Here is a 14,943-nt window from a genome sequence, read left to right as displayed (position 1 = left end):
GAGCACCAGCTTCGGCACCAGCGTCACCTACAACACCGAGTTGCGCTATGCCGTCGACACCAGCCTGAGCCTCGCTGTATCGACCACCGCGTCCTACACGCACTACTCGGGTTGGACCATCAACCAGTACGGCGCCGGCCAGGATACGAGCAACCTCAACGGTGAGGGCGATATCAATCTCGGGGCCGGCGGCTCCTTCAACGCGCTTGGCCAGACCTTCTTCACCCCCGGCACCGTCGTCATCGGCTCCCGCCCTGCCACCGGCACCCCCATTGTCGCGGAAAACATCGCGGCCTTAGGGGTTACGTCCAAGGTGACGAAACTCACCGCCCTGGCGGGCTCGTTGACGGCCACGCTCGATACGCTGGGCCCGGCATATATCGATAACGTTCCCCCAGCCTTCTTCAGCACCACGGCGGCGGTGGTCTCGCGCGCCGCCGCGCCGGCGGCAGCGACGGCAGCGGCCATCGTCGCGGCGACGGTCGCCGGCACCTACAAGAAAATCGAACGACCTGCACTGATGGCATCGATTGTTGAACCCACAATCACGATTGGACCATTGGGCATTACCCTCCGAGTCGGAACGAGCGCAATCGAGATTACAGAGGCAGGAATCTCGATTAGCGCTCCGATAGTAGCAATCAAAGATACAACACTGGCAAACAGAATTGAAGTATCCGCGATGGACATTACTGCAAATGCCCTCAGAACCTACATACTGAGCCCGACCGAGATAATCGGCCCAACTTCGGTAACGGGGTCGGCGATGGTGCAGGGCCCGTTCACCGCCTACACCGTCGCGGCCGGAATCGGGAAAACGGCTTCATTGTCCGCTGACCCTTCCATGGAAAATTACGTACCTCCTCCCCTCTCAGCTTACCGAGAGCCTCCCATGGGGCCCAGGAGGTAGGTATGGGAGGATTGAAGGTCAGGAGTTAATGCATGATCACGAACGCCCAGTCCCCACTTCAGATCGCTTCGATCGTCGGGCGCTATCGCCGGGACGACTATCTCCTCACGGTTATCGCGACGATGCGGGCCCGTCTCGTCCCCGGGGCGGCCTGCGTCCCCCTGCCGGAGGAGGACCAGCCCGTGCCCGGAGGCCTTCAATCCCATGAGGACGGTGACGGGGGCAGCCCCGTCTATGGCGGCGACTTCGCCCCGCACAAGCCGCGCGCGGACTTCACCCTGCTCGGCACCTGCCATGCCCCCACCGGGCGACCCGTCACCAGCCTCGACGTGACCATCGGGCTCGGCGATTGGCGCAAGAGCATGCGCGTTTTCGGTGACAGCAACTGGGTCCGCGACGTGGCTGGCGGGATCGCTGTGTCCGATCCCCGACCCTTCCAAAGCATGCCCTTGCGCTACGAAAAGTCATTCGGCGGCGTCACCTCCCGACACAATCCCTGGGGCAAGGGCTTCGGCGCCATCGGCACAGAGCCGGGCTCGCGCCTGCCGGTCGCCAACATCCATCCCCAGGACGCGCTGCACACCGCCCCGGACCAGGACCGGCCGCCGGCCGGCTTCGGCCCGCTGGCGCCGGAGATGGAGGCGCGAGGGCGGCTCAGGGGCACGCATGACGCACACTGGCTCTACCATCGGCGCCCTCTGCCGCCCGAGGATTTCGACTGGGGCTTCTACAACGTCGCGCCCCGGGACCAGCAGTTCGAGGGCTTTCTTCGCGGCGACGAGCGGCTTTTCTTCGCCAATCTCCATCCCGAGCATCCCGCCTTCGATGCCATGCTGCCCGGGCTGCGAGTCCGCACCTTCATCATCCGCGCAGGCAGGGAAGCGTCGGGCGAAGGAAGATACGAGGAGATCGCGACGGTCCTCGACAGCGTGCATGTGGACAGCGACGCCATGACTGTGGACCTGACCTGGCGCGCCGCGACCGCTGTCCACGATCCACGGGCCAAGGATATGGAGCAGGCCCTCGTGGTCGGCGAGCCGATGGCCGAGGCGCCGAAGCCCGCCGAAGCGCATTTCGAGGCGCTGCGCCAGGGCGCAAAACCGCAGTGGACACCACCGCCACCGCCGCCAGCCCCACAGCCCCTGACGCCTCAGCAGGAGGCAGCCGCCGTCCAGGAGATCGTCAACGACATCGCGGCGCTGAAGCTCCCGCCGGAGGTCCTCGCGCGGCTCCGCACCGCGCGCACCGGCGCGGAGCTGCACCGACTGGCCCAGGTCGAAGCCGAAGCCATGATGGCGAAGGCCTTCCCCGACGACGCGCCAGGAGACGGCAATGCCTGAAGACCGCGGCCTGATCCTGCGCATCGTCGATCCGCCTCCCCTGCCCGGCCTGCTGCACCGGAAGGTCTTCGACAGCACCGGCGGCACCATCGGGCGCGGCGCGGACTGCGCCTGGGCCCTGCCCGACCCCAGCCGCGAGGTCGCCACCCATCATGCCCGCATCCTCTATGTCGGCGGCGCCTATCTGATCGTCAGCGCGAGCCCATCCGGCGTCCGGATCAACGAAGGGGACAAGCCGCTGCCGATGGGATCGACCGCCCGACTCGCAACCGGCGATCGGCTGCGCATCGGACCATTCAACCTGCTCGTCGAAAGCGACGGCACAGACAGCGCAACGGCCGCGCCACAGCCGCGGCTCATAGGCATCTCTCCGGCCGCGGCCACCGGCTCGGGCGCAGCCGGCCCCCCAGATCCGACCTTGCCGGAGGATTGGGAGGCCGAGCTGGGCGCATTGCTGGACCGCCGGCCCTCTGCGCCCCCCCTGCGATCGACCGCCGATTCTGCCCGGGAACGCCTCTCGGCCTCGTTGCCGGATCCCCCGGCGCGATCGGCCCCGCCCGGGCTGTCGGCAAATCCAGACCCACGCCACGATCTGGAGCCCCCTTCCGGCTCGCCGCACAGCGCAAAACCGGTTCAGACTCTGCGCGACGAGGTCCTGAAGGCCGATGTCGCGCGTGGGCCGCTGAGCGCTCTGCTCTGCGGTTCGACAGACGCCGATCGGCCGATGTCGTCCCCCTTCGTCGCGCCCCTTTCGGCGCGGCGGCCAGCGATGCCACGCCCTCTGTCCCCGGACGGCTACCCCGTTCAGAGCGCCGGTCGCGCGGAGGTCCTACGGCCAGAGGAGATCCCCGCTCCAGCCTCCGCCCTGCAGGATGAACATGAACAACCACGCGCCCCCTCAGGCGTCAGAATCGACCTCCCGGACGACCTTGCCCCGCGCATGTTCGCGATCGGGCTGATCCGCGGGCTGGGACTGCAGGTCCCGGCGCTGTCGGAGGAGCGGATGGCGGTGCTGGGCTACGAGATCGGCCGGACCTTCGGAGCGCTCGCCGACATGATGGTCGAGCTCGGGCACGACGCCGCCGGCGTCATGCCCGGCAATCCGTACGGGGCGTTCCCGACCGGCCTTCTCGCGGTCTCGGAGCTGATCAACAATCCACAGCGATCCACCGGCTCGATCGAGCGGGAGACACGGAACGCCGCCGCCACGATCCGCCGGCACTCCGTCGCCCGCCGGCGCCGCGACAGGGCTACGCTGGAGGCCACGCTCCTGCGGTTCGACCCAGTGCAGTTCGCCAAGCGGTTCGAGATCGACCTGACCCGGCGCGACGGCCCAGCCAACGCCTGGAAGATGTATTGCGCCCATTTCCGCGACCTCGTGGACGCGGCCATGGCGGCCTACCTCTTCCACGAGCCCATCGAAACGCCATCCGCAGGAGATGAGTCGCCCCCCCCTCCCCCATCGAAGGAGAACGGCAGTGCGTAAGATTTCTCGGCGGCTCGCGCTGTGCTCTGGGCTGCTCGCCCTGACCGGCTGCTCGTCTCTGTTCGGCTCCTCCAAGACGCGGCTGAAGGCCACTGTGGACGCGTCGGGAAACGTCAATCCCGGCCCGGATGACCGGCCGGCGCCCGTTGCCGTCAGATTCTACGAGCTCACGACCCGCGATTCCTTCGACGCTGCCGATTTCCAGGGTTTGTTCTACAACCCGTCGACAGCACTCGGGGCTGCGCTCCTCAACACCATCTCCAAGGATCTCATTCCAGGAACCAACGAGACGATGGAGCGCGATCTGAGCGATCAGACGAGATTTCTCGGGATCGTGGCCGGCTACCGCGACATCACCAATGCCACTTGGCGCACCGTGGTGACCGTCGACCAGGGCGACAGCAACACGGTCAAGGTCACCCTCGATCGGCTGAGCCTGACCGCCACCCGAGACGACTCATGGTTCTGAACCCGAGCGGCTGGGCCAAGAGGCCATGATGCGATCCAAGGAAATGATCCGATGACCCTGACCAGCAAGCCAGTCTGGCGGCGCGGCATGCTGATGAAGCCACAGCATCTGCAGCAGCTCGGGCGCCATGTCGAGGCTGTAGCGCGGGGCCGGACCAGCGCACTTCGCCCGGCGGCCTGGGGGATCAAGGAGCTGGCCCTCGACCGGAAGCTCCTCGGCATCGGGAAGATCGCGATCGAAAGCTGCGTCGTGGTGTTCCCGGACGGCGAGTTCGTGGCGGTACCGGACCAGGCCCCCCCGCCGCAGCCGCGGAGCATCGATCCCGGCATCGGCGAGCAGCGCGTCTTCCTCGGCCTGCCTCTTCACATCGGCGACGGGCTGGAGGTCTCTGCCGCGGGCGAGGAGGCGGAGATGATCCGCTTCCGCTCCCACTCGCTCGCCCTGCGCGACATCGCGCGACCGAATTCCGAGCCGCTGCCGATCGAGGTCGCGCTGCCCAATCTGAAGCTAGTGCTCGAAGGCGAACCCCGCAGCGATCTCGTCACCGTGCCGATCGCGCGGATCGGCGATGTCCGGGACGGCATCCGCCTGGACGAGACATTCATCCCACCGACCCTCGATGTCCAGGCTGCGCCGCCGATCAAGTCCATCCTGCGGGAGATCGAGATGCTGCTGCGGTCGCGGGCCGACAGCATCGCGAGGCGCAGCGGCTCGGCGCGGTTCTTCGATGGTACGGAGGCGATGCTCGACCTGTACATGCTTCAGACCCTGAACCGTCATCGGCTGCTGATGGCGCACGATGCCCGGTTGGCCGGCCTGCATCCGGAGACCGCCTATCGCGATCTTCTGTCGCTGGCCGGCGAGCTCGGCACTTTCATCACGCCGCAGCGTCAACCGCCCGACCTTCCCGCCTATGACCACGGGCATCTGTCCGAGTGCTTCCACGCGGCGCTCGAGGCCATTCGCGTGGCCCTGATCGACGTGCGGGAGCAGACCGCGATTCCCCTGCCGCTGCAACAGAGCCGCTACGGCATCTGGCTCTCGCCGATCCTGGACCGCGCCCTCCTGAGCGATGCCAGGTTCATCCTTCTCGTCGCGGGCGAAGGGCACACAGCATCACTCCGAGAGAACGCTCCGAGCCAGATCAAGATCGGGCCGGCCGAGGAGATCCGCAATCTGATCAATTTGCAGTTGCCGGGCATTCCCCTGACGGCGATCCCCATCGTCCCGCGTGAGCTGCCCTACCATCCGGACGCAGCCTATTTCGAGCTTTCGAAGACCCATGAGGTCTGGGGCCTCATGAAGGGATCCGCGGCGTTCGCGCTGCATGTCGGCGCAGCCCTGCCGAAGCTCTCCTTGGAGTTCTGGGCGATACGGGAGGATTCAAAATGACGACCGGCGCTTCGCCGATCGCGCACAGGCGTGCCGACGGCACATCGATCTCCGGGGATCCGGACCGGCTCGCCTTCGCGGCGCCCTCCCATTCTCTCCAGCAACAGCATGAGGCGCCCATCGTCGCCGCGGCGATGCCGTTGCTCCTGACCATCATCGGGATCGCGCGGGTGGACACGCCCCCCGATCTCGACTCGTTGCGCTATCTGCTGGCACAGCAGATCGTGCAGTTCGAGCGCATCGCCATCGAGAACGGCTGCCCGGCGGACGATGTGTTCGCAGCCCGCTACATTCTGTGTTCGGCTCTGGACGAGGCCGTCGTCAGCACGAGCTGGGCGGACGAGGCCCGCTGGAGCCGCCTGAGCCTCCTGTCGGAGTTCCACGGCGAGACGACGGGCGGGGAGAAGGTCTTCAGCCTGCTTGATCGGCTCCGCCAAGATCCGGCCCGCTATCCCGGGCTTCTGGAGCTGGGCCTGCTCGTGCTCGGCCTCGGCTTCGAGGGCAAGTACCGGATCCAGCCGAATGGCCGGCTGCTGCTCCAGAACTATCGCTCCGACCTCGCCCGGGCCGTCGCGATGATCTCCCGCCGGCAAACAGGCTTCTCGCCACCGCCCTTGCCATCCGGCCGGCTGCGGAAACTCAGAGCGCCGATTCCGCTGTGGGTCGTCGCGGTCCTGACGGCCGTCATCATCCTTCTGATCTATGCAGGATTCGAGACGGGCCTCATGCACGAGGCGCAGCCACTGATCCACCGCCTCGACTCCTCGACATTCTGACGCCGAACGGCGACCACGCGATTGGGGATCCCGCCCATGTACCTTCTGCTCAACGTTTTCAGCCGCGGCGGCCTCTTTCGAATCCTCGGAATGCTCGGCCTTGGCGTCCTGGTCTGGATGCTGGGCACGTCGCTTCACGTGTTCGGCCGGCAGCCACTTCTCAGCCCGACGGCACGGATCGCCACCTTTGCGGCCATCGTCGCCTGCTACCTCCTCTATCTCGGCTTCCGCCTCTGGCATCGGTATCGGAGCAATCGCCGACTGGTCCAGGATCTGACCAAGCTGGGCGGAGAGCCCGCGGCGGCCCGGTTCGACCGCGCCGATGGCGACATGACCGAGCGCTTTGACCGGGTGAAGGACGTTCTGAGGAGCAGTGTCGACAACGGCCGTGGACAGAGGAACTTCCTCTACCAGATGCCCTGGTACGTCGTCATCGGCGCCGCAGGCACCGGCAAGACGACGCTCCTGCGCAACTCCGGGCTGCGCTTTCCCCTCGCCGACCAGCTCGGCATGGATGGTTCGCGGAGCCTCGGCGGCACCGCCAACTGCGATTGGTGGATCACGGATCAGGCGGTCCTGATCGACACGGCGGGACGGTTCCTGTCAGAGACCATGCACCAGGAGCTGGATCGTGGCGAGTGGCAGAGCCTGCTCGCGTTGTTGAAGCGGCACCGGCCGCGCCAGCCCCTGAACGGGGTCATCTTGACGCTCAGCGCGGTGGATCTCCTGGGCGCCGGTTCGCAGCAATCCGAAGCGCAGACCCTGCTCCTGCGGCGCAAGCTCCAAGAGCTGTTGCGCACTCTCGGCATGCAGCTTCCGGTCTATCTTGTCGTGACCAAGTGCGACGTCGTCAGCGGTTTCACGGAAAGCATGGAGCTGCTGCCGCAGGACCGACAGTCGCAGAGCTGGGGCATCGCCGTGCCGACCGGCTTCGAGTTCCGCAACGCCCAGTCCGGGCAGATCATCGCGGACGGTCTCGACAGCCTGCAGGATCGGACGCTGGCCCAGCGTACGGCATGGCTCGGACAGGAAACGGACATCGGCAGACTGCACAGGATCTTCGCCTTTCCCGAGCAACTGGCGGCGTTCTTGCCGCGCATCGCCGAAACGGTCCTTGAGGTGTTCTGGTCCAGCCGCTACGAGGTCAAGCCGCAGCTGCGCGGCATCTTCCTGACAAGTGCCCGCCCGGGTGAGCAAGCCCTCGACTCCGTCGTTCACGAGGCCGCGGCGCAGGTCGGGATCGCGGCCCGGCGCCAGATTCCGGCGGCGATCGGAGAGCAGGCTTTTTTTGTGCGGGGCGTCTTCGAGGACTTCGTCTTCGCCGAGCAGGGACTGGCGAGCTTCGATCCCCGCCTGGAGCGACGGCGGCGCCGGCTCCACCTCCTGGCCTATACCGGCGCAGCCGCCGCCATCGCGGCCATGACACTGGTCTGGGCCGCGGACTTTGCCGCATGGCAGACCCAACTTTCGGATACCGAGCGCCAGGCTCAGGCGCTCGAGACCAATTGGCAGCGCTCAGTGCCGAATGTTGGCCCCCAGGCCATCCTGCCGCTCCTCGATCAGACCCACGATCTGGGGCGCCCCTACTCTGGGTGGTGGTTCGGATCCCTGATGCGCGGAGCCGGCCTGTCCATCGAAAGGCAGATCATCCCCCATACCGACGCGCTCTATGGCCGTGTCCTCCGCGCGGCCCTGCTCCCCGAGCTCCGCAGGGAGCTGCAGGACACACTTCAACGCCAGATCGCAGCCAATGACACGAATGGTGTCTTCCGGGCGCTGCCCATCTATCTGATGCTCGGCGACGCGAAGCACTATGACGCCAATCGTGTGGCACAGTGGTTCGACGTCGCCTGGCGGCAGGACCCACAGGTCGACCCGAAGCTCGCGCCCCGGCTGAGCGCGCATCTTCAAGCTCTCCTGCCGTATCTCCCGGTCGCACAAGGCGAGGATTCGCAACTCGTGACCCAGGCACGGAATCTGTTGCTGCAGTTCCCGCCCGCCCGCACGATCTACAATGAGATGAAGCGTGCCGCCACAGGGGACAGCGGCCTGCCCGCCTTTCATCTCGACGCGGCACTGGCCCCTCAGGGCCCAGCCGCTCTGACCTTGACCGGTTCGCCGAATCTCAGCCTCGATATTCCAGGTCTCTACACGCGGGCCGGTTTCGAAGCCTATGTGCTGCGGCGCCTGCCGCGCGAATTCTCGATCATCCAGCAGGATCAGTGGATCCTCGGGGATCCCGCGCGGCGCGCCACCGACCAGAAGATGCTCCTCGATCAGGTCGCGACCCTCTATGCGGAGGACTATGTCGCCTCCTGGATGACATTGACCCAGCGGGTCGAGCTTCGCCCCTTCCGCGATGCCGGCTCGGGCCTCCAGGTCCTCGGCACCCTGTCCGGCGTCGATTCGCCGCTCGACAAGCTCGTGGGCGCCATCGCCCAGAACACCGATCTGGCAGCTCCCCCGCCTCCGCCCGCCGCCGAGGCGCCCACCACAGCCGCAGGAGCGGCGGAGGCTGCGGCCAAGGCCATCCAGACGCCGTCCGCAGACCAGGACTGGTCCTCGGCATTCTCCGTCTGGCCGGGGGAGCGGATCCGATCCCGCTTCACCGCATTGATCGCGATGAGCGGTCGCGGCGACCATCAGCAAGCCACGACGGATCAGGCCAAGGCCCTTGTCGGCGGCGCCGTCGGCCTGCTGCAGACGATGGAATCATCGCTGGATTCGACATCCAGTGACCAACTGGGCGGCACCTCCAACAGCGCCCTCGTCAATCTCCGCAGTCAGGCGCCCGGATTTCCTACCCCGGTCGACCGAGTGCTGACGCAGGTCGCGGCCAATGTCAGCGCGCTCCTGAATGGCCTCAAGCGTCGACAGATCGATGGTTCCTGGCGCGATTCCGGCGACGCGCTCTGCAAGACCCGGATCGCAGGCCGCTTTCCGGTTGATCCCAATGGGCAGCAAGATATCGCACTCAATGACTTCGTTGCGTTCTTCGGCCCTGGCGGCACGCTCGAGCGCTTTGAGCAGCAGTTGCAGCAGTCGGAGGGCGATACCCGCGCCGCCTCCAGAATGGCCGATGTGTTCGCGCAGGGTGCCCGGGTACGGTCTGCCTTTTTCAATGGCGACAAGCTGGGGTTCGGCTTCACCATCTCACCCACCTATCTCGACCCTCGAGCCCTCCGCTCGACCCTCCAGGTCGGCGATCAACGCCTAGTTTACCAGCATGAGCCACCGCCGAAGTGGCATCTCGAATGGCCGCCGACCGGCCAGGCCGGCGGAGCGACACTGATCCTGACGGATCTCAATGGAAAATCTGTGAGCCAGACGATTGCAGGCCCCTGGGCGCTGTTCCGCCTGCTCGGCCGGAGCGGTCGCGACGGTGCCGGCATCGCGGAGATCACAGTCGCGTTGGGAGATCTCAAAGCCGAGTACAGCGTGACCCTGGATTCGGGTGCCGATGTCTTCAATCTCCAGAGCCTCACCGGCTTCCGCTGCCCTTAGCGAACCGAGAGGGCCTGGCGACGCCCGGGCCGATGCGAGAACCTGGATCGACAGGGAGACAGCCATGTGCCACGACTGCGATGCTGAGGGCGCCTATCCGAATGTACTCAACCGCCGGGGCCTTCTGTGTTGCGTCTCGGCCGTCGCCGGCCTCGCCGCGCTCGGCGCCTCGGCGCGCCCGGCACAGGCGGCCCCGCCGTCCGGCTTGTCCGCCGACGACGCGCTGGGACTGCTGCGGCAAGGCAACAGGACGTTCATGGAGGGGAAGCCTTACGACGGCTTGACCGACTCCGTACGGAGGCGTGAGATTGCACAGTCGCAGCATCCCATCGCTGCAATCATCGCCTGCTCGGACAGCCGCTATCCGCCGGAGGTCGTGTTCAATCAGGGCCTGGGGGAGCTGTTCATCGTGCGCAATGCCGGGAACACCCTCGATCCCATCGCTCTCGGATCGATCGAATACGCCGTCAGCCGTCTGGGTGTGCCGCTGATCATGGTCCTGGGCCATGAGCGCTGCGGCGCCGTAGAGGCGGCGGTCTCGCTGGTGGAGACCGGGGAGGAGTTCCCTGGTGCGATCACGGCCGTGGTCGAGCCGATCGTGCCGGCGGTCCTGAAGGCCGCGACCATGCCCGGCGACCTGGTCGACAACGCGGTCAGGGAGAACATCCGCCGGGTCGTCTCCCGCCTGAAGGACGATCGCCCGCTGCTCCAGGAGCCTCTCGCGGCCGGCCGTCTCAAGATCGTCGGCGCGCGCTACGATCTGGATCGGGGCGAGGTCAGTATCATTATTGCATAACCAAGCGGCCCTCCTCGAGCCGGCTGGGCTGTTCGACCGCGGATATCGCACGGGTCACCATGGCGGCGCCGTACCGCAGATCGAGACGTCAACGTCCCCGACTTGGACCGGCCTCCTGCAGTCCCGCCTATCGTTCCATTGGCCGGAGACCGAAGGTCAGCTCGACGAGCCTGCCGCTGAATCGGAACGGCGGCTGGTAGTCCTCATCTGCCACCGGCGTGCGGGTGTCCGCGCCGATATCGAAGGTCTCGCCCAACGGCATGAGAAACGGGATGGTGCGCGGGATTCTGCTGCTGGCGACGGTCTGGCCATCCACCTTCAGAACCCCGCTGCCGCCCTTCCCGAATCCCGGAGCGTCGTAGGTGAAGTCGAATACGACGGTATGCCCGCCGGGCCCGAGCGCCTCCGGACCTTCCCAGCGGAATCGCTCCAGGTTGAGGAAGTTGTAGAGGAACACCGGCCGGCCGTGACGCAGATAAAGCCCATACCCGCCGAACCGGCCGCCTTGCGTGACGATCATCCCGTTGCCGCCATCGGGAGGAACCTCAACCTGCGCCGTGATGACATAGGATCTGTTCAGAAGGTTCGGGGCGCTTCCGGGATCGATGCCGGAGATCTCCCCCGCATAGGTGAAGATCGCTCGCCCGCCGGCACCGCTCGGCCTCGGTGCGAGGAGGCGCTGGGCCACTGAATTGTCCAGCGGGAAGACATCATGCCTCGACGCCTCGACCAGGAACTGCTCCTGCATCCGGCGCAGCCTGTCTGGCATCCGATCGGCAAGATCGGTATCCGCCGAATAATCTTCGGCGACGTTGTAGAGCTCCCATCTGTAGCCATCGACCACGTCGGGCATGCGGGCCAAACCCATCGCCCAGGGCGGCGCGGGTGGGGTCGTGGCCGCGATCCAGCCATCGTGATAGATCGCCCTGTGGCCGAGCATCTCGAAGTACTGCGTCCGGCGGCGGGACGGCACGCCGGCATTCTCCATGGGCCATGTGTAGGCCATGCTCACGCCTTCGATCGGCGTCTGCGCGGTCCCGTTGACCATGGTCGGCGACACGATCCCCGCAGCTTCGAGGATCGTCGGAACGATGTCGATCACATGGTGGAACTGGTTGCGGATCCCGCCGGCGTCCTTGATGTGGTTCGGCCAGGCAATGGCGAGCCCTTGCCGGGTCCCGCCGAAATGCGATGCCATCTGTTTGGTCCATTTGAACGGCGTGTCGAACGCCCAGGACCACGCAGCCGCCATGTGCGGGTAGGTCTGAGGGGAGCCCCAGACGTCGTATAGTCGCATCTGCTCGGAGACGGGAACCTGCACGCCCTGGTACGACGCCAGGATGTTGGACGTGCCGATCGGCGAGCCTTCGGCGCTCGCACCGTTGTCGCCGCTGATGTAGATGACGAGCGTGTTGTCGAGCCTGCCGAGATCGTCGATTGCCTGGACGACGCGTCCGATCTCGTGATCGGTGTAAGAGGCATAGGCCGCGAAGACCTCGGCCTGCCGCGCGAAGAGTCGCTTCTCCTCCGCAGCGAGGGTTTCCCATCTCGGCAGCTCGTCCGGCCAAGGCGTCAGCCTCGCGTTCGCTGGTATGACACCGAGCTGCCTCTGGTTCGCGAAGATCTGCTCGCGCAGCGCATTCCAGCCCAGGTCGAAGCGGCCTTTGAACTTGTCGATCCACTCCGGCGGCGGTTGATGCGGCGCATGGGGACCGCCCGGGGCATAGTACAGGAAGAACGGTTTGTCGGGGGCCGCTGCGTTCAGCTGGCGCAGATAGGTGATGGCCTCGTCCGCCAGATCACCAGTGAGGTTGTAGCCGGGCTTCCCGATCCACGGGAAGATCTGCGTGGTGTTGCGGAAAAGATACGGGGTCCATTGGTCGGTCTCCCCGCCAAGGAAGCCATAGAAGTATTCAAAGCCCATCCCGGTCGGCCATTGGTCGAAAGGGCCTGCCAGGGTGTATTGCCAACCCGGCGTATTGTGGTCCTTTCCGAACCACGAAGTCGTATAGCCGTTCTGCTTCAGGATCTCACCGATCGTAGCGTTCTCAAGGCCAATCGTGGAATCGTAACCGGGATAGCCGGTCGACAACTCGGCCACGACTCCGAAGCCCACGGAATGATGATTGCGGCCCGTGATCAGCGCCGCGCGCGTCGGCGAGCAGAGTGCGGTGGAGTGGAAGGTGGTGTAGCGCAGGCCCGCCTTCGCGATCCGGTCCAAGGCCGGTGTCGGGATGACCCCGCCGAAGGTGCTCGGCACGCCGTAGCCGACGTCATCGGTGATGATCAACAATACGTTGGGCGCACCTTGCGGTGGAGCGACGTTCGGAGGCCAGGAGGGCGTCGAGTGCGCGGCGTCGAGACCGATCACGCCGCCGAACGCCGGCGAAGGACGAGGCAGGTGGCGGCCGTCGATCATCATTGTTGGGCTAGGGGCGTCCGGAATGCCGCCGGTCTGTTCGGCATGAGCGCCAACGGAGGACAAAGAGGCAAGCAAACAGACAGCAGCCAGCCAGCCCAGGCCGATGAAGACAGGTCGCCGCTCGAGGCGTGCCATGGTACCCCCAGTCCTGTCATGCTCGTACCACGGCATGTCTACCCGCGTGACTGCGCCGGCATCATGCCAATGGGAATGCTCTCGGGATGCTGCCGCCAACTATCGGTCCAACCCGCCGGACATGGCAACAGGCTCATCGCCTCGGCGGAAAAACAAGGATTTACCCACCGCATATGGCAGTAGTCGCCGTCATCGCCCCTTGTCGACGATACGCCGGCCGTTGGCGCGTCGGGGGATCGATGCCTTGTGGGTTGATGCCGATCCCGGCCTTCCCGTCTGTGCACGTCCTCTGGCCGATCGCGCCGTGCCCCGCCGTCGAGCAAATCGGCCCGCCGACGCTAAGATCTGGAAGCCGTTCCTGAAGGTCAATTCGAATGTGGTAGGCGCGACGGCGTACCAGTCCAAGAGTCCCCGATCACGATGGCGCGACGGCAGGCTCGCGGCGGCGCGCGAACAGCGCCCGCAGCCTCGCATTGACCGGATCGCCGATGAAGCGCTGGACGCCCCCGGCCACCAGGGCGGACAGCGTCAGGTAGAGCGCCAGCCAGGGCAGTTGCAGCGCATCAATCAACGCCTCATGCCCAACCAACGAGCGCATCCCGGCGAGGATGATGATGTGGAGCAGGTAGAGCTCGTAGCTGTGGCGGCCGAGCCAGCGGATCGCCCGGCCCGGCACCGAACCGATCCACCGGGCCGGGCCGTCGACCAGGCTGCCGGCGATGATGCCGCCTGTCGCCAGGGCGATCAGCGTGAAGCTCGCCACCACATCCTCGCCGAAGCCGCGCAGCCAGACGGCGCAGAGGGTGAGGGAGCAGACGGCCCGAAGCGCCGTGGCGGTAGGCCCGGACGGCTGCCGGCGATGCGTCGCGAGGGCGGTCAGGCAGCCGGTGGCGATGGCGTCGAAGCAGGCCAGGTTCCCGTAGAGGTAAAGGATGTCGTCATCGGCATGCGCGGCCCGATACAGCGGCGCGGCCACAATCAGCGCGAGACAGAGGGCGACCACCCGCCAGCTCCGCCGCAGGAGCCGACAGGCGAGCGGGAACAGGAGGTAGAAGGTCTCCTCGACCGACAGGGACCAGTAGACGTTCAGGCAGTAGTTGAAATAGCCCCACCGCGCCATCAGCAGGTTGTGGGTGAAGGTCAGCACGGTGCCCGTGCCGGCCAGCAGCTCGGCCGGACCGCCCTTGCCGGCGAAGATCGGGATCCCGGACAGGCCGAAGGCCACGATGACCGCCAGCGCCAGCAGCAGGCAGGGCTGGATCCGCGCGATCCGGAAGATGTAGAAGGCGCGGAGGTCGACGCGCTCAAGGCTGCCGTAACGCTGGAGCGTGTGGCGGGTGATCAGGTAGCCAGAGACGACGAAGAACATCGTCACCCCGAAATTGCCCCAGATCACCACGGCCGCGACCGCATCCACTCCGAAGAGGTATCCCAGCGGTCCGTCCTGCAACTGGTAGGTCAGGCTGAAGTGGAGCAGCAGGACCATGGTTATGGCGAGGCCGCGCAGCACATCGATAGTGTCATTCCGGCCATGGCTCTGCCTCATCGTATCTCCGCTGCTGCTGGGATTGGGATGCCGCCGCAGCCCTCGCAGGCCCCGAGGCGGAGCGATCGTCGGATCTCTGCATCGGCTGCGCTTCGCGGTCACGCCAGAAGCGGTCGGCGGAATCGACTGTCCGGAGGCCGTCCGCCAGAGCCTCTCTCTACGCCACT

At 66.2% G+C, this 14,943-nt stretch carries 10 protein-coding genes; 8 read left to right on the top strand and 2 right to left on the bottom strand.

The window, feature by feature from the left end; all coding sequences use genetic code 11:
* The 8 genes from ACTOWL_RS27820 to ACTOWL_RS27785 all read left to right on the top strand — a co-directional run.
* Positions 1-910, top strand: a 910-nt coding sequence (locus ACTOWL_RS27820) for a hypothetical protein (protein ID WP_441324534.1), incomplete at its 5' end; no start/stop codon positions are given.
* Positions 911-942: 32 nt separating this feature from the next.
* Positions 943-2,250, top strand: coding sequence for a DUF2169 family type VI secretion system accessory protein (locus ACTOWL_RS27815; protein WP_441324533.1), 1,308 nt, complete (start codon positions 943-945; stop codon positions 2,248-2,250).
* Entirely contained in the window at positions 2,243-3,736 is a 1,494-nt protein-coding gene (locus tag ACTOWL_RS27810) for a type VI secretion system-associated FHA domain protein (RefSeq protein WP_441324532.1), read from the top strand. The genes ACTOWL_RS27815 and ACTOWL_RS27810 overlap by 8 nt, the downstream gene beginning before the upstream one ends.
* On the top strand, positions 3,729-4,205 hold the full coding sequence (gene tssJ / locus ACTOWL_RS27805; protein WP_441324531.1) for a type VI secretion system lipoprotein TssJ: 477 nt from the start codon (positions 3,729-3,731) through the stop codon (positions 4,203-4,205). Before ACTOWL_RS27810 ends, tssJ begins: the two co-directional genes overlap by 8 nt.
* 51 nt (positions 4,206-4,256) lie before the next feature.
* On the top strand, positions 4,257-5,597 hold the full coding sequence (tssK, locus tag ACTOWL_RS27800) for a type VI secretion system baseplate subunit TssK (RefSeq protein ID WP_441324530.1): 1,341 nt from the start codon (positions 4,257-4,259) through the stop codon (positions 5,595-5,597).
* Positions 5,594-6,373: a type IVB secretion system protein IcmH/DotU gene (gene icmH, locus ACTOWL_RS27795; RefSeq protein WP_441324529.1), complete on the top strand. Its 780-nt coding sequence runs from the start codon at positions 5,594-5,596 to the stop codon at positions 6,371-6,373. Before tssK ends, icmH begins: the two co-directional genes overlap by 4 nt.
* Positions 6,374-6,409: 36 nt before the next feature.
* A complete protein-coding gene (gene tssM, locus ACTOWL_RS27790; protein ID WP_441324528.1) occupies positions 6,410-9,877 on the top strand; it encodes a type VI secretion system membrane subunit TssM in 3,468 nt (1,155 codons plus the stop codon).
* 64 nt (positions 9,878-9,941) lie between these two features.
* Positions 9,942-10,673 (top strand): carbonic anhydrase, encoded by a 732-nt coding sequence (locus tag ACTOWL_RS27785; protein ID WP_441324527.1) that lies wholly within the window; start codon positions 9,942-9,944, stop codon positions 10,671-10,673.
* A gap of 127 nt (positions 10,674-10,800) precedes the next feature.
* Here ACTOWL_RS27785 and ACTOWL_RS27780 read toward each other — a convergent pair whose 3' ends face one another.
* Together ACTOWL_RS27780 and ACTOWL_RS27775 are read right to left on the bottom strand one after the other, a co-directional pair.
* Positions 10,801-13,230, bottom strand: a complete 2,430-nt coding sequence (locus ACTOWL_RS27780; protein WP_441324526.1) for an arylsulfatase — start codon at positions 13,228-13,230, stop codon at positions 10,801-10,803.
* Positions 13,231-13,645: 415 nt separating this feature from the next.
* Positions 13,646-14,776 (bottom strand): acyltransferase family protein, encoded by a 1,131-nt coding sequence (locus tag ACTOWL_RS27775; protein WP_441324525.1) that lies wholly within the window; start codon positions 14,774-14,776, stop codon positions 13,646-13,648.
* Between the last annotated feature and the right edge of the window lie 167 nt (positions 14,777-14,943).

The organism is Inquilinus sp. CA228, from assembly GCF_052078665.1.
Classification (GTDB): Bacteria; Pseudomonadota; Alphaproteobacteria; order DSM-16000; family Inquilinaceae; genus Inquilinus.
Note: the sequence above shows the minus strand (reverse complement) of the source record. Positions and strands in the feature narration are given on the sequence as shown.

Excerpts from the sequence above, each read along its gene's own strand:
- ACTOWL_RS27815 (WP_441324533.1), top strand. The coding sequence starts at position 943 with ATGATCACGAACGCCCAGTCCCCACTTCAGATCGCTTCGATCGTCGGG.
- ACTOWL_RS27810 (WP_441324532.1), top strand. The coding sequence starts at position 2,243 with ATGCCTGAAGACCGCGGCCTGATCCTGCGCATCGTCGATCCGCCTCCC.
- tssK (WP_441324530.1), top strand. The coding sequence starts at position 4,257 with ATGACCCTGACCAGCAAGCCAGTCTGGCGGCGCGGCATGCTGATGAAG.
- icmH (WP_441324529.1), top strand. The coding sequence starts at position 5,594 with ATGACGACCGGCGCTTCGCCGATCGCGCACAGGCGTGCCGACGGCACA.
- tssM (WP_441324528.1), top strand. The coding sequence starts at position 6,410 with ATGTACCTTCTGCTCAACGTTTTCAGCCGCGGCGGCCTCTTTCGAATC.
- ACTOWL_RS27785 (WP_441324527.1), top strand. The coding sequence starts at position 9,942 with ATGTGCCACGACTGCGATGCTGAGGGCGCCTATCCGAATGTACTCAAC.
- ACTOWL_RS27780 (WP_441324526.1), bottom strand. The coding sequence starts at position 13,230 with ATGGCACGCCTCGAGCGGCGACCTGTCTTCATCGGCCTGGGCTGGCTG.
- ACTOWL_RS27775 (WP_441324525.1), bottom strand. The coding sequence starts at position 14,776 with ATGAGGCAGAGCCATGGCCGGAATGACACTATCGATGTGCTGCGCGGC.